Here is a 17973-nt window from a genome sequence, read left to right on the forward strand (position 1 = left end):
GTGACCTATTGACAAATTGGTCACATGACAACAAAGGTTCCTTCTGCTTTGGAGGAACCGTGCGTGTCGAATCGGTATTGCAACCCTGTCCTGACCTTGCCCGCCCTGTTTGTGGTCGCCCTGTCGGGCTGCCATCATGCCGAGCCTGATCCGCGGACAAAACCGCCGCTGGTTCGCGTCGCGACCCCCATGGTGGCCAATGCCGCAACGCGTGAATTCACCGGCATCGTCGCGGCGCGGGTACAAAGCGATCTCGGTTTTCGTGTTGGCGGGAAAATTACCGAGCGGTTCGTCAATGCCGGGCAGGTGGTCCGCCGCGGTCAGCCACTGATGAGCATAGACGGTACTGATCTCGCGCTTGCGACCCGCGCGTCGCAAGGGACGGTCGATGCAGCACGGGCGCGGGCGTTGCAGACTGCCGCCGACGAGAAGCGTTACCGCGATCTCGTCGGCGCGGGCGCGGTATCCGCCTCTGCCTACGACCAGGCCAAGGCAGCGGCGGATTCGGCGCGTGCGCAACTTGCAGCAGCACAGGCGCAGGCGAACGTGGCGCGCAACGAAACGAACTACGGTGTTCTGCTGGCCGATGCGGACGGCACGGTCGTCGAAACGCTGGCGGAGCCCGGGCAGGTTGTCTCGGCCGGGCAGACCGTGGTGCGGGTGGCGCGGTCCGGGCCACGCGAGGCACTGGTGCAATTGCCCGAAACGCTGCGCCCGCCACTCGGGTCGGCCGCGCGCGCACGCACTTTCGACGGAGGAACCGGCAGCGCGACACTGCGCCAGCTCTCGGACTCCGCCAACCCCGCGTCGCGAACGTTCGAGGCGCGCTACGTTCTCGCGGGCGTGACGGCGAGTGCGCCACTCGGCTCGACGGTGACGGTGACGCTCACCATGCCGGGCGACGCAGTGGCCACCGAAATTCCGCTCGGCGCCCTGCACGATGCGGGGCGAGGCCCGGGCGTGTGGATCGTCAGCGCCGGCACGCAGCCGATAGTCACATGGCGTCCGGTGCGGGTGTCCGTTGTCGGCGAGGAGGCCGCTACCGTCACGTCGGGGCTGAAATCCGGTGACCGGTTCGTGGCGATGGGCGCGCATATGCTGCATCAGGGCCAGACGGTCCGGGTGGCGGCGCGATGAGTGGCGGGTCCAGCGAGCAGGAAGGACCCGGGCGGTTCAACCTCTCCGCGTTGGCGGTGCGCGAGCGATCGGTCACGCTGTTCTTCCTGATCGCGATCATCCTGGCGGGCACGGTTGCCTTTCTGAAGCTCGGCCGCGCCGAGGATCCGGGCTTCACCATCAAGGTTATGACGGTGGTCACCGCCTGGCCCGGCGCGACCGCGCAGGAGATGCAGGATCAGGTTGCCGAGCCGCTCGAAAAGCGTTTGCAGGAGCTGCGCTGGTACGATCGCAGCGAAACCTTCACCCGCCCCGGCCTCGCCTTCACCACGCTGACGCTGCGCGACACGACGCCGCCCGCCGCGGTGCAGGGCGAATTCTACCAGGCGCGCAAAAAAATGTCGGATGAAGCGCCGAACCTTCCACGTGGCGCCATCGGCCCCTTCGTCAACGACGAATATGGCGATGTCACCTTCGCGCTTTATGCGCTGAAGGCCAAGGGCGAGCCGCAGAGGCTGCTCGCGCGCGAAGCCGAAACCCTGCGCCAGCGCCTGCTTCACGTGCCTGGCGTCAACAAGATCAATATCGTCGGCGAACGGCCGGAGCGCATCTATGTCGAGTTCGCGCAGGAGCGTCTCGCCACACTCGGTGTCTCGCCACGCGACATCATTGCCGCGCTCGCCAAGCAGAACATGATCACGCCGGCCGGCGCGATCGAGACCAAGGGCCAGCAAGTCGTCGTGCGTCTCGACGGCGCGTTCGATGACTTCTCGAAGATCCGCGACCTGCCCATCGTCGCGAACGGCACCACGCTGCGCCTGTCAGAGATCGCCAAGGTCGAGCGTGGTTACGAGGATCCGGCATCCTTCCTGATCCGAAGCCAGGGCGAACCCGCGCTACTACTCGGCATCGTGATGCGCGATGGATGGAACGGCCTCGACCTCGGCAAGTCGCTAAAGGCGGAGATCGCGAAGATCACGGATGAACTGCCGCTCGGCATGAGCCTGACACCTGTCACCGATCAGTCGGTCAACATCACCAGCGCGGTCGACCAGTTCATGCACACCTTCCTTGAGGCGCTGGCGATCGTGATGATCGTGAGCCTGATCAGCCTCGGCTGGCGGGTCGGCATCGTCGTCGCCGCCGCAGTGCCGCTGACGCTCGCCGTGGTGCTCGTCATCATGTGGGCGACCGGGCGCGTGCTCGACCGCATCACGCTGGGCGCGTTGATCCTGGCGCTCGGGTTGCTCGTCGACGACGCGATCATCGCGATCGAGATGATGGTGGTGAAGATGGAGGAAGGATATGACCGCATCCGCGCGTCGGCCTATGCATGGAGCCACACCGCATCGCCGATGCTGGCCGGTACGTTGGTCACCGTCATCGGCCTGATGCCGGTCGGCTTCGCGCAGTCGACCGCCGGCGAATATGCCGGCAACATCTTCTGGGTCGTCGGCTTCGCGCTGATCGCGTCATGGTTCGTCGCGGTGATCTTCACGCCGTATATGGGGGTGAAGATGCTCCCCAATATCAAGCCGATCGAAGGCGGGCATGCGGCGATCTACCAGACGCCCCGCTATGAGAAGGTGCGCAGCATCATCGCCTGGGCAGTGCGGCGCAAGGTCCTTGTCACGCTGGCGACGCTTGGTGCGTTCCTCGTCGCCGGCGCGGGCATGGCGCTGGTCAAAAAGCAGTTCTTCCCTGCGTCCGACCGGCCCGAAGTGCTGGTCGAGGTGCAGATGCCCAAGGGTACGGCGATTGCCCAAACAAGCGAGGCTGCAAAGCAAGTCGAAACCTGGCTGCGCAAACAGCCCGAGGCGAAGATCGTGACGGCCTATGTCGGCCAGGGCGCGCCCCGTTTCTTCATGTCGCTGTCGCCCGAACTGCCCGACCCGTCCTTCGCCAAGATCGTCGTCCTGACCGCCGATGAGGAAGCGCGCGACGCGCTTAAGGTTCGGTTGCGCCAGGCTGCGGCCGAGGGCCTCGCGCCACAGGCACGGGTGCGTGCGACGCAGCTCGTCTTTGGTCCATATTCTCCCTTCCCGGTCGCCTTCCGGGTCAGCGGCCCTGATCTCGCGACCGTGCGGACCATCGCAGCCAAGGCGCAGAAGGTCATGCAGGACGATCCGATGATGCGCACCGTCAACGCCGACTGGGGCGATCGGGCACCTGCCTTGCACTTCGTCCTCGATCAGGACCGGCTGCGTGCGCTCGGCCTGACGTCCAGCGACGTTGCGGAACAGCTCCAGTTCCTCCTGACCGGCGCCACCGTTTCGCAGGCGCGCGAGGATATCCGCACCGTCGATGTGGTGGCGCGCTCGGGCGGCAGCGACCGGCTCGATCCGGCGCGGGTCGGCGATTACATGCTGACCGGCGCCAATGGCGAGCGCGTGCCGGTGAGCCAGATCGGCAAGCTGGAAATGCGGATGGAGGACCCGATCCTGCAGCGCCGCGACAGGCTGCCGACGATCACCGTTCGTGGCGACATCGCGGACGGCCTGCAGCCGCCGGACGTATCGACCGCGATGCTCGGTAAGCTCCAGCCCATCATCAAGGGCCTACCTTCCGGCTATCATATCGACATGGCAGGCTCGATCGAGGAGGCGGACAAGGCGAACGCTGCGCTCGCACCGATCTTCCCGGTCATGATCGTGCTGATGATGATCGTCATCATCCTTCAGGTGCGAAGCCTGTCGGCGATGGCCATTGTTCTGCTCACCGCGCCGCTTGGCCTCATCGGCGTCGTCCCTACTCTCCTGGTTAGCGGCCAACCCTTCGGCTTCAACGCTATACTGGGGTTGATCGCCCTTGCAGGCATTTTGATGCGCAACACACTGATTCTGATCGGCCAGATCCACGACCATGAAAAGGACGGCATGGACCCCTACCATGCCGTGGTCGAAGCCACCGTCCAGCGCTCCCGCCCGGTGATCCTGACCGCGCTGGCGGCGGTGCTCGCCTTTGTTCCGCTGATCAGCTCGGTGTTCTGGGGATCAATGGCGGTCACGCTGATCGGCGGCACGCTGGTGGGCACGATCCTGACTTTGGTGTTCCTGCCTGCGCTTTACGCGCTTTGGTTCAAGATCAGGCCCCCGGGGCATGGGGAGCGGTCGGACACTGCGTCGCCCGGCGCAATCCCGGCTGCAGGATGATTGCGAAATCCGATCCCCGAGGGCGCCAGGGCGCTGTCGCTCGGCTTCAGCGATGTCAGCTTCGCCGGGAAAAGCGGGTCGCTGAAGGTCATAGTCGAGATGCCCGACGACTGAGTGCCGGAGTATCGTGCTGGCGACGTGATCGGCCATGCCGCGAGCTTTGACCCTACAATCGACCTCGCCCGACAGCCGGGGATGAATGACGATCGACGCACCGACAGAAAATCTACGATAACGGTCGTGGTCGGTGCCGGGTCAAAACACTTTCAATTCGACAAGTCGCACTGGCTTACCGTTGCGGGGGCGCAGCCTGATTCTGACCGCATCCGCCTTTACCGGTGTCCAGCTTGCCATCGTTATCCCGTTTGCGATCGTTCCTGTGTCGCTGGCATGGAGCGTCAGCCAAGACCCGCCGACGCGTGCTTCCAGCGTATAGCCCGATGGTGCGGCATATACCGCATTCTCGAAAAACGCGATTTCCAACGAGCCAAGCGTTTGTGGTTGACCCAGATCAACCATGAACCACGGCGCATCGTCACCGGGCGCGCTGTCCCATCCATGCTCGGTCTCCGGAAAGAACATTATTCGGCCGTCGACGGCGTCGTGGATGCGGTCCTGGCTACCACTGGACGCCGATGGCTTAGGGAATTGTCCGGGCACGAGTTCCACAAGCTTGTCGGTACGCGTGGCGGGGCGAGCGGCAGGGCGGCGCAGAAGCGGGACGACAATCCGCGACGCTGTGGCGCTACGCCCAATCTCCATACCGTCGGCATATATCCGCAGGCCGGCGCCCATATCGTAATGCCGGCCATCGGCATCGTAGAGAATTGTCACCAGCCGGCCATGATAAGGAACGTCCTGAAGGAGAAACCATCTTAAATCGCCGGCATTATGAGCGGTCGGAATCAAGGGGTCGACCTCCAGCATGTCGTCCTCGCGCGGACGCAAGCCGACAAGGCCTGAGATGATCAGATCGTTGAATCCAGAATGAAAATAATGATGGCTTCGGGCGAGACCGACAATCGGCTTGCCCGTCGCCGGGTCGTAATCCTCTTCGAGGTCGAGCCGATCGCCCTGATAATGCAGTCGCGCATATTGACGCAGCAGGCGTACGTAATCTTCGCGCGACACAACGTCCTGGTGATAGTCGCGTAGCAGATTCGCCATTGCGGTCAGCGCCTGAGTCGTCTGAAATGGCCAGATTGGGCCATTCCACTGGCATTCCGGGGCTTTGCCCTCGTAGCGGTACTGACGCATGTAATATTGGTAACTGGGCTCAAGCGTACGCATTCCGAATGGGCCGCCGAGGCGGTCAGGGGCCAGCAAATGTTTCCAGGCCGCCGCAAAGCGCGGCTCGTCGGGTGCCATGCCGTATGTCCAGGGTAAGAAGCCGACCAATTCGCGTCCGCGGATCCGGTCCCAATATTTTACATGCTGGTTGGATACTTGATATCGGTCGGTGAAATGGCCCAACGAAGGGTCCCACAGCGCCTCGCGCACACGCTTTCGCAAACGACTGGCTCGACCCGAAAAATCGGCTGCGGTTGTTTTGTCGCCTGCCAGCGCCGCCAACCGCGAGATCGCACGAGCGTTGGCGAACATGTAGGCGTTGATCGACGGCCTGAATGCGGTTCCGCCGAGAAAACCGTCCCGACCGCCGGAAGCGTCGATCGACGATATGGTATATTCGGTCGCATCGGAAATTGGCTCGATGAAATAGAGGCCCTTGCGAACATCGAACCGATCGTTCCAAGCGTCGTAGATACGGCGCATGGAATCAAGGTTGCGCACCGCATCCACACGGTCTCCGTCGACGAGAAAACGCGCATAAGCTGCATCGGCTATCGATTCGCTGAAATGACGGTCGTTGCCGCCATTGTAGAGGAAATTGATGTAGTCGCCGGCGTAGCGCCGATCGCGCAACCAGCGTCCTTCCTGGATATGGAACGCGCTGGCGTCGTTCAGGCTAGCATAGGGATTGAGCTGCCAGCTAACATCGTCCAGGAATTCTGTGGATATATAGCCCTTTGTTCCCAAGTCGCGCTGATGCGCACGGAATACCGCCCAGCGATAATAATAGACCGCATCGATCGTGGAATCTGACGATTCGAACAGCGGAATATTGTCGCGATACCACGGCGCATCGTTTCCAAAGGCCTGAAACAGCCTTGTCGGTGCTATGCGAGGAAAGGACCCAGACATGGGAACCGGCGACGCGATCACCGCGCCACCGCGCGCGACATTGTGCCAGGTAGCCGTCAGCGCGACGCTTCCCAGACTGACGAGCAGAGCCAAGCGACGGAATTTGGAACGTCGACGTGATCCGACTGGACCAAGCAATGCGGTGGACATTTGGTCGTTCACCTCCGTCATCCTCGTCACGCGTTATGCGGGGCTCGTCCTGGCAACGAGCGCGCCGTTATAACTGGTAGCAAATTGCCAAGCTCGTGGCGTGCCAATCAGGGTCGCCAAATATAGTTGGGTGTCGCCGTCACTTCCGGCGCCGGGGCGGTCAGCGCCGATCCGCGCTTCGGGTCGGTTGCCGCCGCCTGATCGACAAAGCCGTAATAGAAGCCGCTTGCGAAGGATGCGCCGCGCTGTTCCACATCGCCGATATTGCCTGCGGTGCCGGACAAAGTGATGTTGTTCTCATATTCGCCAAGGCCGAGGAATGTCGTGAAAGCGCGGGCGTCGTCGCGCACCACGGTATTCTTGCGCAGTACGGTCAGGTTGCCGACCCGGGCATTGCCCAGCACCTGCGCCTGATCGGCGACCACCGCATGATCTTCGATCCGCGCAGTCCCGGACACGGTGCCCGACAGGATTCGTGCATAGGGCCCGACATAGGCGCTCGCCGCGACGGTCGCGCCCGCCGCGACCCAGCCGCCGCCATTGGCATGTTTGTGGCCGCCGGCGAGGATCACCGCGCCGGGCTGATAGTTTTGCGGCATCGCGCCGGTGAACTGCACCATCCAGGGATAGCGATAGACCGAATACCAGGGCTGGTCCCAGCGCACTTTCTGCATCGCGGTGGGGGTGGCGATGACGACCAGGAACAGGCCGGTATCGCCGGACTGGACCGCGATGCTCGTCTGGCCGTCGCTGCCGCGTTGCAGCGCACTATAGCGCGCCTTGCCGTCCGCGCCGACCGCGACCAGGCCGTAGCGCCAGCCGGAATTGGGTGCGGGAATCGGGCTCGGCTCATCGGCGAGGCCGGGCAGGGTGGCGGTGGCGGATGCGGTCTGGACCACGCCGCGGAAATCGACCGAGACGGTCGATGCGCCTGAATCGGGATAGAGCTTGACGATGTTATAACCCCAGCGCTGCGGCGCCCAGGCCGATGGCACCGCGAAGCGCCGGTTGGCGAGATCGATCGGATCGAGCACCGTCGCCGCCAGAATGCTGCTGTCCGTCGTCTGATCATAGCTGCCGTAATTGGCGCGGTACACCACACCCTGATCGCTGCCGTCGGGATTGATGTAATCCCAGTTGGCGTTGCGCATCGCCCATTCGCCGAACCGGTCGTTGAGTTGTTCGATCGTCCAGCCCTGATTAGCCATCAGCACGGACAGGGGATCGGCGGTTTTTTGTGCCGCGTCGCCCGCCTTGGGCGCCTTGTTCCAGATATCGTTGATCGCGGCGTAGCCGTAGCGGTCCTTGATATATTCCAGGAACTGCCAGTTGCAGTAACGCGTGCGCGTCGACCCGTAATAGAGATGCGGATATTGCTTGAGGAAGATCGAGCAGTGCGTGTTGCTGCGGAATTCGGGCAGCTGCGTGGTCATCCAATTGGCGTGGCTCTCGAACAGCCAGCCGGTATAGGGCGAATCCTGCAACCCGCCGGTCATCGTCTGCAGCGCATGAGTGAATTCATGTGCCAGGCCGAAATGGTCGGCCAGCGCGCCCGGGCCAATCCACATGCCGGGATTGCCATTGCCGTCGGCACCGCCGGTCAGGCCATAGCTTGGCACGATCGCGATATTGACCTTGTGCTTGGTCGCCGAGCCGCAGAACGGCGCGCGGAAACCGATCGTGTCGATGAAATATTTCCAGGTATATTCCAGCTGCACTCCGGCCGCATCGGCCATCGGCTGAGCGACGTCGTTATTGTTCCAGCGGAACGCGAAATGCTCCGTCTCATAGCGGATCGGTGGTTGCGCATCGGACGTCGCCACCGCCGTATAGGCGCCGGGGACACACGCCCCTGCCGAACGCGTCGGCGTTGGCGCCGGTGTGGCCGTGGGGGTCGGTGCCGGCGTGGCGGTGACGCCGCCACCGCTGCTGCCGCCACACGCCGTGAGAACCACCGCAAGCGCGGGGATCAGTCGCATCGTCCTGTTCATGCCACGTGCCTTCAATATCCGGGGAGATGCGAAAAATCAGTTCGCCTTGAGCGTCACTCGGGTCGGTTGCGCGGAAAGCGGGATGGTGCGGCCACCGCGTTCCTCGACACCCCGGTCGGCGCTGTAGCGGCGCGCGCCGACGACCGTCGTTTCGACGAACAGCCGCGCGGCCGGTGTCGCAGTGCCGGCGGGGTCGAGCGTCAGCGCGATCGCGCCGGTCTTCACATCATAGGACGCCGTGGCGATCTTGCCGGATTCGAGCGTCAGCCACACGCCTGCCGGCGCGACGAACAGCCGCGTCCGCGCGCCATCCTTCGGCGCGATGGAGATCGTGCCGGCATTTTGCGAGACATTGCCGCCGAAACCGAGCCAGCCGAATGTCGGATCCTTGACCAGATAAGTCGCCGCGGTCAGCGCATGGCCATAGAAACCCATGCCGTAATCGCCGGTATAGGGATCCCATTTCAGCATGTCGGGCGCGGAATGGAACGCGGCCGATGAAAAGCCGGTCTGGTCGATATTGGTGATGCCGCCCATCATGCCGCCATAAGCGACGCGAAGCAGGTGGAAATCGGCCGGGTTCTGGCGATAGGCATCGAACAGCGGCACCGCGTTGAGCGTCGATCCGTAGTGATGGATTTGCCGCTCGATGCGCGGGAATTTGCCGCCGTACAGGAAATCCCAATAGCGCCGCGCATTGCCGTTATAACCCCAATGCGGGATGGTCGGGTCATAAGCGAGGATCACTTCGCGCGTGACATCGGCCTGGGGCTGATATCCGAAATAGCGCATCCAGGCATAAACTTCGGCCTGACCGGTCGAATCCCACGGCATTTCGCTGCCAAAGGGATATTGCAGCGTCTTCCAGTGATCGGCGCGACCCTTCATCAGCCGTTCCATCTCGGCCGCTTCGGTGGTCAGGCCCTCGCGCTTCAGGTCCTTCAGGATGTCGACGAACACGTCGCCCTCCATCAGCCCGAACTCGGCATAATAAGGCGCGTCGCGCATCATCGCGACGGTCGTCATGTACGCATGGTCGAGATACCAGCGCCAGCTCTGCGTCCTGACCAGGCCGGGATGGTTGCGCGCCAGCCGGTACAGCACCCAATGGCCGATCGCGACATGCGGATAATTATAGGCGCGGCCGAGATCGCCGGCGTCTTTTTTCGACCAGGATGTCCAGCTCTTCCAATTGACCGACTTGTCGTAATAATCGGGAAATTCGGCCGGGTCGTAATAAAAGATGCTCTTCCGCACCGCGCCCGCGTGCGGTCCGTCGGCGACTTGCAGCTTGCCGACCACGGTCTCGTTGACCAGCCGTTCGAGCTTTGCGACTTCGTCCGCGTCGGGATTGTCGAGCTGCTTCATCATCGCCGCGACCCAGGCCCCGCCGCCGCCCTCGTCGCTCATCCCCGCGATCCACACACGGGGTTCCTGCGTCACGATCTTGCCGGCGTCACGATCATAGGTGAGGATCGCGGGCGCTCGCTTGAACGGGTCGCTCTTGTCGTCGAACCATTGTTTGGTGGTTGAGAAGCGGCCGATATCGGCCATCGTCTGCTCAAGCGGCTTGGTGACGAAATAACTTACCGTCTGCACGCTGCCATCGGCATAGGTGATCGACAGGCGTGCACGGCCGAAATCGCGACCGCGGATGGTGTAGCGGCGCCAGCCCTTTACCAAACCCGCGGCGGTCGCGGTCAGCGCGCCGGCCGGCCAGCTCTCGACCTTGGTCACTGGTTGCGCACTGTTGAGGAACAGGCTCGCTTCCTGATCGGTCGGCACGACATAGCCGGGAATGCCGACCGCGACCGGGCGCTTGTTGGCGGTCAGCGTGGTTTCGATCGCGCGGATCGATGGCGACTGGACGAAACGCACGCCGACGGTACGGCTCGCGCCGGGCGCCAGCGTGAAGCTGGTCGGCGCGTTCCACTGTTCACTGGCGTCCTTCCACTCCTTTTCGGCGAAACCCTTGCTCGCCACGGTCCAGTCGTAGAATCCTTCGGAAGTCTGGCCGCGATCGCTCTTGTCGGTGAAGATGTCGCCCTTCGGCGCATGGCGGTCCTGCAGGATCGGACGATAGGCCTCGAGCGGAGTGCCGCGTTCGGGCACGACGAGCAGCGCGGGACCCTTGCCGTTCAGGCGGGTGACCTGGAGATAGCCCGCGTCACGGCCGATATAGGGATCGACAAAGCTCGCCTGGATATGCGCCTGTTCCAGGCTGCGTTCGGTGATGATGTTGTCGAACACCATCGGCATGCCGAGCCCGCCGATCTCGATCGGCTGAGTCGACCGGTTGACCAGCGTGAAGCGCAGCGCGAGCACGCCGCCGACATTGACCCAGCGGCGTTCGACCGTGACCGGCACCCCGCCCATCGACGCGGTGATGTCGGCGGCGGCGATCGTTCCGGCGCTGGCCGGCAATGCGCGGATCGGCTTGCGCGCACGCTGCGAGGCATAATCCCGCCACTCGCCGCCGGCCGAGCGCAGTCGCAGGTGCAGATCGCCGAGATGGACATAACCATCGCCCTGACGCTCGGCTTCGCGGCCGCCCGGGACATAGTCGAACCCGGGCTCGGCTGCCGGCGACAGCCGTGCCAGCGTGCCGGTGTCGCTGCGCAACGCGATGCGGAAGGCGCCGACCGAGAAGGGTTGGGTCGCGATCGGTTTGTAGACTGGCTTTGGTTTCGCCTGCTCCTGCGCGGCGATCGCGGTGGTGACCAGCCCGGTGGCAGTGACGCCCGCCAGAACCAGCGCGGCGGCGAAGAGAAGTCTGGAGTTGGACATGGTCATCTCACTGGATCGAAGTGCTGGGGATCGAAGTGCTGGGGATCGAACTGCTGGGGATCGCGCTGCCGGGGGTCGAGGTGCTGGCATCGGCTGGAACGGGCGTCAGCGGCAGCAGCGCCGGCGGCGCCTCATCGAGCAGGTTGCGGGTGAAATAGTCGCGCAGCTTGCGCCAGAAAAAGGGCTGGGCGACGCGGTGCGTGGTGTTGGGCAGGATCACCAGGTCGACATCGCGCTTCGCCTGGATCAGCGCATTGGCGAGCCGGAAGCTTTCGGTCACGGGCACGTTATCGTCGATATCGCCATGGATCAGCAGCAATTTGCCTTGCAGATTGGCGGCGACCGACATGTTGGAGTTGCGCTCCCATGTTGCGACATCGGCAACGCCCATCGACACTTCGGGCCACCATGCCTTGTCGAGCCGCAAATCGTGATTGCCCGAGGAGGATACCGCGACCTTGAAGAAGGTGGGGCGGCGCAGGATGAAGCGCGCGGCGTCATAACCACCCGCCGAGCCGCCATAGACGCCGACCCTGTTGGTATCGATATAGGGATAGCGCGCCGCCATCTGGCGGATCATCGTGATATGGTCGTCGATCCCGACTTCACCGAGATTCTGATACGCGGGCAGGCGGAATGCCTGGCCGCGCCGCGACGTGCCGCGCCCGTCGATCATCACGACGATCGCGCCGAGTTGCGCGACGCTGTTGGCGTTGGCCGAAACGGTCTCGTCCCAGCTGGTCGGCACTTGAGTGGTGGTCGGACCGGTATAGACGCTGTCGATCACCGGATAGCGTCGCGCCGGATCGAACCGGGCGGGGCGGTAGATCATGCCATAGATCGGTGTCGTGCCATCCGCCGCCACACCCTTGAACAGTTCGGGCGCGGTATAGCCGCTGGCGATCAGCGCGGTCGGATCGGCGCGGCCCAGTTCGCGGATGATGCGGCCGTCATTGGTGTCGCGCACCACCGTGCGGGTCGCTATGGTCGGGCTCGACATCGCGTCGATCGCGAAGCGGCCATCGGGCGACACGCTGATCTCATGCTCAAGCGGTTCGGGGGTCAGCAGGACCGGTGCGCTGCCATCCATCGTCACGCGGTACAGCGCACGCCAATAGGGATTGCGATCACGCTCGCGTCCGACACCGGTGAGCAGGATCGACCGGCGCTGTGCATCGACATGCTCGATCGACAGCACTTCCCAGTCGCCGCGTGTGAGCGGAGCGCCGCCATCGGGGGCATCCGGCGTGACCAGATAAAGCTGTGCCCAGCCGGATCGCTCCGACACGGCAAGCTCGCCGCCCAGTTCGGGCGCGGGCTGAATGAAGCTGGAGGTGACGGTGACGATCGGTTTTGTCGCTTCGCGCGCGGTGACCATAGCCGCGCCGGTTTTCGCATCGATCGAGTAGACGACTTGCTGTCCGTAACCGCGCTCGGTCCACATCAGCCGGCCCTTGTCGCCCGACCAGCCCATATCGGGTTCGGCCGGGTAAAGCAGCGCTTCGGACGGGACCGCGACCGGTATGATCTTCGCCTTACGCTTCTTCAGCGCGCGCTCGACATCGATGATCAGCCGATCGGCCATGGGCAGTTTTTCCGCGCCGGCGAGCGGATAGATATAGCTGAAGCTGCGCGGGTAGAAACTGCCCGGCGGGTTCTCCTGCGTCATCGACAGTTTCGCGACGCCGCGCGTGTCGAGCCGCCAGGTCATGATTTGTCGGCTGTCGGGCGACCAGCGCACCGACACCGGCATGACCGGATCCTCGGTGCCCTGTTTCAGGATATCGGGCAATTGCGGGATGCTGCGGCCATAGGGCTGCTCGCGCGTGCCGTCCCTGGTCAGTGCGGTTTCGCGGCCGCTTTTGACGTCGACCGCGAACAGGTTGAAATTGCGCGCGACGATGCGGAAACGGCCATCGGGTGACAGGCCGGTCTCGCCATCGGGGTCGCCGGTCGCCGCTTCACTCAGCGCTCCGTTGGCATCGAGTGCCCAGCGCTTGTCGAACGCGCCGAATTTCAGCACGCCGCTGCCTGGGTCGAATTCGGGCTTTTCGATATGCAGCGTCGCGGCGACCACTGGTTTGGCCGCGGCCTTGCCGAGCAGATTCGCCAGCACGGCCTCGGTTACGATCGTGCGGGGGGCGCCGGTGGTGAGGTCGAGATAGTCGATCTGGCGTGCGGCCGCCGGACCGCCGCGATAGATCACTCCCTTGCCGTCGGCGACGAAGCGCGCCTGAAGGTCGCGATTGCCGATCAGCGTGTTGAGGTAGGCGCCGAGATAGTCGTCCGCCTTCTGATAACGCGCGACGATCGACGCCGGTGCGGAAGGTTGTGCGACTGCCGTAATAGGGGCGGACGTGGTAGGCGCGGACGTAGTAGGGGCGGGCTGGGCGACGCCGGGGACAGCGCACAGCATCAGACAGGTTGCGAGGGTCAATTGCGCCAAGGGGTGCCGCATCATCAACGCCGCTTGGCGGTCTTGCCGATCGGCGGGACCACGCTTCGAAAATGCGAAAATTTCTGCTGTCTCACCGTTCACCCCTTTCGGCCGCGTTACACCAGTCGAATATGATCGCGTCAAGAATATTATACGATATATGCTCAGACTAAAGGCTCTGGCTTTACCGACGCGCTTAACTACAAGGCTTGGGCAGAGAGGGTAGCGATGAACGATTATGTCTCGGACCAGAAATTCAAGCTCCTCCCGGCGGGAGGGCGTAGCGGTCGACGCATGCATGGATCACTGGCGCAGCAACTGGCCGTCCAGATCCTGAAAGGCGAACTGCCCGAGGGGCATCTGTTCCCCGGCGAGATCGAATTCAGCGAACAGCTCGGCATCTCGCGGTCCGCATTGCGCGAAGCCTTTCGCATCCTTGCCGCCAAGGGACTGGTCGATAGTCGCCCCAAGGCGGGTACGCGGGTCAAGATGCGACGCCAATGGAGCCTGCTCGATCCCGACCTGCTCGCCTGGCAATTCGAGGCAGAGCCGACGTTGCAGTTTTTGCGCGACCTGTTCGAATTGCGCATGATGATCGAGCCGGCGGCGGCGGCCATCGCGGCCGAGCGCCGCACCGACGCGCAGGTCGCCGATATGGACGAGGCGTTGCAGGTCATGGGCCAGCACGGCCTGACCACCGAAGTCGGACGCCTTGCCGATCAGCGTTTCCACACCGTGATGCTCGAGGCGACACGCAACGAAGCCGTGATCGCGCTGGCCAGCACGATCATGGCGGCGATCGCCTGGACGACGATCTTCAAGCAGCGCAACGGGGTATTGCCGCGTGACCCCATGCCCGAGCATCGCGCGCTGCACGATGCGATCGCGCAAGGCAGCGCGGCGGCGGCCGAAGCCGCGATGCGCGAACTGGTCCGGCTCGCGCTCGTCGACACCGAGATATCGATGCGCGAGTGAGCAGGGTTAGGAGCTGGATCGGCCTCGAAGTGGGTTGATCCACTCTTCCGTTCGGGCTGAGCTTGTCGAAGCCCTGTTCTCTCTTGCGGCAGATGCAGCAAAGAAGAACCCTTCGACAAGCTCAGGGCGAACGGAAGAGGGTGTTTCCACCCGAACCGATGTTAGTGGTTGTCGCGCGGGAGCCCGGCGGTTTGCGCGATGCGCTGATATTTCTCGGCGCCTTCCAGGATAGCGCCGGTTTCCATCTGCCCGACGGTCGCGCGCTGCATTTCCTGCCACGGCGTCTGGGACGCCGGGAAGGCATAACCGCCCGCTTCGGTCAGTGCGCGGCGACGCTCGGCCAGTTCGGCATCGTCGATCAGCACATTGGCCGTTCCTTTCCCGAGGTCGATGCGCACTCTGTCGCCGGTGCGGATCAGCGCCAGGCCGCCCATCGCCGCCGCCTCGGGCGACGCGTTGAGGATCGACGGACTTCCGCTCGTGCCGGATTGCCGGCCATCGCCGATACAGGGCAGGGCGTGAACGCCTTCACGGATCAGATAGGCCGGCGGGCGCATATTCACGACCTCGGCCGCGCCGGGATAGCCGATCGGACCCGCGCCGCGCATGAACAACAAGGTGCGGTCGGTGATGCCAAGCGCCGGGTCATCGATACGGTGGTGATAGTCCTCCGGTCCATCGAACACGACCGCCGGACCCTCGAACGCTTCCGGATCGGTCGGGTCGCTGAGGTAGCGTTCGCGGAATTCGGGACTGATCACGCTGGTTTTCATGATCGCCGAATCGAACAGATTGCCGCGCAGCACGACAAAGCCGGCATCTTGCTTGAGCGGCGTCGCGAAGGGACGGATGACGCGCTCGTCCTCGATCGTGGCGTCGCGGCAATTGTCGCCGATCGTCTTGCCGTTGGCGGTGATCGCATCCTCATGGATCAGCCCCTGGCGCATCAGTTCGGCGACCACCGCGGGGACACCGCCGGCGTGATAATAATCCTCCCCGAGATACTCGCCGGCAGGCTGAAGATTGACCATCAACGGCACCTGGTGGCCATGCTCTTGCCAGTCGTCGATGTGCAGTTCGACACCCATGTGACGCGCGATGGCGTTCAGATGAATCGGCGCATTGGTCGATCCGCCGATCGCCGAATTGACCACGATCGCGTTGAGGAACGCGTCGCGGGTCAGGATGTCGCTCGGCTTCAGGTCTTCGGCAACCATGTCGACGATGCGTTTGCCGGTGTAATAGGCGATTTCCTGCCGGTCGCGATACGGCGCGGGGATTGCGGCGGACCCGGGCAGCTGCATGCCGAGCGCCTCAGCCAGGCTGTTCATCGTCGTCGCCGTGCCCATCGTATTGCAGTAACCGGTCGATGGCGCCGAGGACGCGACCAGCTTGATGAAACCTGCATCGTCGATTTCGCCGGTTGCGAGCAACTCGCGCGCTTTCCATACGATCGTGCCCGATCCGGTGCGTTCGCCCTTGTGCCAGCCGTTGAGCATCGGCCCGACCGACAAGGCGATCGCCGGAATGTTGACCGTCGCCGCCGCCATCAGGCAGGCCGGGGTGGTCTTGTCGCAGCCGATCGTCAGCACAACGCCGTCTAGCGGATAGCCGTACAAGACCTCGACCAGCCCGAGATAGGCGAGGTTGCGGTCAAGCCCGGCAGTCGGTCGTTTGCCGGTCTCCTGGATCGGATGAACCGGGAACTCCAGCGGAATGCCGCCCGCTTCGCGAATGCCGTCGCGCAAGCGCTCCGCCAGCACCAGATGATGGCGGTTGCACGGGCTCAGGTCGGATCCCGTCTGTGCGATACCGATGATCGGCTTGCCCGAACGCAATTCCTCCAGGCTGAGACCGAAGTTCAGATAGCGCTCGAGATACAGCGCGGTCATGTCGATGTTCGCGGGGTTGTCGAACCAGGCGCGCGACCGAAGTTTCGGGGTAGCGGACGAATTGGGCATTATGGGCTGACTTTCCTGGACTTCGAAGGATCAACGCGCGGTGGTGAGGCGGTAGATCATGCGGTGATGATAGGGTTTGCCCGGGTCGACGCGTGGCGAGGCGAAGCTCGCCTGGTTGGGTGAGTCGGGAAATTTCTGCGGCTCCATCGCGATGCCGTCGCCCATGCGATAGACATGGCCCGATTTGCCGACGAGCGTTCCGTCGAGGAAATTGCCGGTATAGACCTGCAGCCCCGGTTCGGTGCTCCACACCTCCAGAACACGACCCGATGCCGGATCGCTGAGTCGCCCGGCGAGCTTGGGCTGCGGGGTCAACCCGGCGTCGATCGCGAAATTATGATCATAGCCGCGCCCGGCGACGATCTGCGGATCGCGGCCGTCGCGTAAGCCGTCGGACACGTTTCGCCCACGTCGGAAATCGAACACCGTGCCCGCCACCGGCTTCAACTCGCCGGTCGGGATCAGCTTGTCGTCGACCGGGGTATAATGAGTCGCCGGCATGGTCAGTCGATGGTCGAGAATGCCGCGCGCCGATCCTTCGCCGGCAAGGTCGAAGATCGCGTGATTGGTCATGTTGACCACCGTCGCCTTGTCGGTCGTGGCGTCGAAATCGATCGTCAGCGCGCCCTTGTCGTCAAGCGCATAGGTCACCGTGACGTCGAGCGTGCCGGGATAACCCTGGTCGCCATCGGGGCTGGTCAGCGCCAGCGTCACGCTCGCGCTCGGCCCTTGCTTGACCGACACGATGCGCCACAATTGCTTGTCGAATCCGACCGCGCCGCCATGCAGCGAATTGCTCTTGTCGTTCTGGCTGAGCTTGTAGGTCTTGCCGTCGAGCGCGAAACGGGCGCCGGCGATGCGGTTGGCGTAACGACCGACGGTCACGCCGAAATAATTGGGTTTGTCGACATAGCCGGCCAAATCGTCATAGCCGAGCACGACATCGGCGATCTTGCCCGCCTTGTCCGGGCCCTTCAGCGATTGCAGCGTCGCACCATAGGCGATGATCCGCGCGCTGACGCCCTTCGCGTTGGACAGCGTGACCGCTTCGACCACGGTACCGTTCTTCATCGTACCGAATGCCGTGCGCTGCGCGGTCGCGGCCAGTGCCGACGACGCCAGCAGCGATGCGGCGATGCCACCGAACAGGGCGATACCCGACCTGACTTTCCAATTGTTCGGTTGCATGTTCCACTCCCAGA

9 protein-coding genes are annotated in these 17973 nt (G+C 63.6%); 3 read left to right on the top strand and 6 right to left on the bottom strand.

All coding sequences use genetic code 11. The annotated features are described in order from the left end of the window. Nucleotides 1–63 precede the first annotated feature (63 nt). Both G4G27_RS22405 and G4G27_RS22410 read left to right on the top strand, forming a co-directional pair. Nucleotides 64–1137, top strand: a complete 1074-nt coding sequence (locus G4G27_RS22405; RefSeq protein WP_244624464.1) for an efflux RND transporter periplasmic adaptor subunit — start codon at nucleotides 64–66, stop codon at nucleotides 1135–1137. Then, complete coding sequence (locus tag G4G27_RS22410) at nucleotides 1134–4268, top strand: efflux RND transporter permease subunit (protein WP_183110682.1); 3135 nt, start codon at nucleotides 1134–1136, stop codon at nucleotides 4266–4268. Before G4G27_RS22405 ends, G4G27_RS22410 begins: the two co-directional genes overlap by 4 nt. A gap of 255 nt (nucleotides 4269–4523) precedes the next feature. Here G4G27_RS22410 and G4G27_RS22415 read toward each other — a convergent pair whose 3' ends face one another. From G4G27_RS22415 to G4G27_RS22430, 4 genes are all read right to left on the bottom strand, one after another. Further along, nucleotides 4524–6632 carry a discoidin domain-containing protein gene (locus G4G27_RS22415; protein ID WP_202049621.1) on the bottom strand — a complete coding sequence of 703 codons (2109 nt, stop codon included), beginning with the start codon at nucleotides 6630–6632 and terminating at the stop codon, nucleotides 4524–4526. A 95-nt stretch (nucleotides 6633–6727) separates the two neighbouring features. Beyond that, the gene (locus G4G27_RS22420; protein ID WP_202049622.1) at nucleotides 6728–8599 is read right to left on the bottom strand and encodes an Svx/AvrXca family virulence/avirulence protein; all 1872 of its coding nucleotides are present in this window, start codon (nucleotides 8597–8599) and stop codon (nucleotides 6728–6730) included. Nucleotides 8600–8647: 48 nt separating this feature from the next. Then, nucleotides 8648–11398 (bottom strand): DUF5695 domain-containing protein, encoded by a 2751-nt coding sequence (locus G4G27_RS22425; RefSeq protein ID WP_183110684.1) that lies wholly within the window; start codon nucleotides 11396–11398, stop codon nucleotides 8648–8650. Nucleotides 11399–11405: 7 nt separating this feature from the next. Further along, a complete protein-coding gene (locus G4G27_RS22430; protein ID WP_202049623.1) occupies nucleotides 11406–13859 on the bottom strand; it encodes a prolyl oligopeptidase family serine peptidase in 2454 nt (817 codons plus the stop codon). Between the two features lie 270 nt (nucleotides 13860–14129). Between G4G27_RS22430 and G4G27_RS22435 the strand changes: the two genes are divergently transcribed. Continuing rightward, on the top strand, nucleotides 14130–14810 hold the full coding sequence (locus G4G27_RS22435) for an FCD domain-containing protein (protein ID WP_244624740.1): 681 nt from the start codon (nucleotides 14130–14132) through the stop codon (nucleotides 14808–14810). 161 nt (nucleotides 14811–14971) lie between these two features. On the opposite strand, the gene G4G27_RS22440 is transcribed toward G4G27_RS22435, so the two are convergent. Together G4G27_RS22440 and G4G27_RS22445 are read right to left on the bottom strand one after the other, a co-directional pair. Beyond that, nucleotides 14972–16771: an IlvD/Edd family dehydratase gene (locus G4G27_RS22440; protein WP_183110686.1), complete on the bottom strand. Its 1800-nt coding sequence runs from the start codon at nucleotides 16769–16771 to the stop codon at nucleotides 14972–14974. 30 nt (nucleotides 16772–16801) lie between these two features. Then, on the bottom strand, nucleotides 16802–17959 hold the full coding sequence (locus G4G27_RS22445) for an aldose epimerase family protein (protein WP_183110687.1): 1158 nt from the start codon (nucleotides 17957–17959) through the stop codon (nucleotides 16802–16804). Between the last annotated feature and the right edge of the window lie 14 nt (nucleotides 17960–17973).

The organism is Sphingomonas sp. So64.6b, assembly GCF_014171475.1.
Lineage (GTDB): Bacteria > Pseudomonadota > Alphaproteobacteria > Sphingomonadales > Sphingomonadaceae > Sphingomonas > Sphingomonas alpina_A.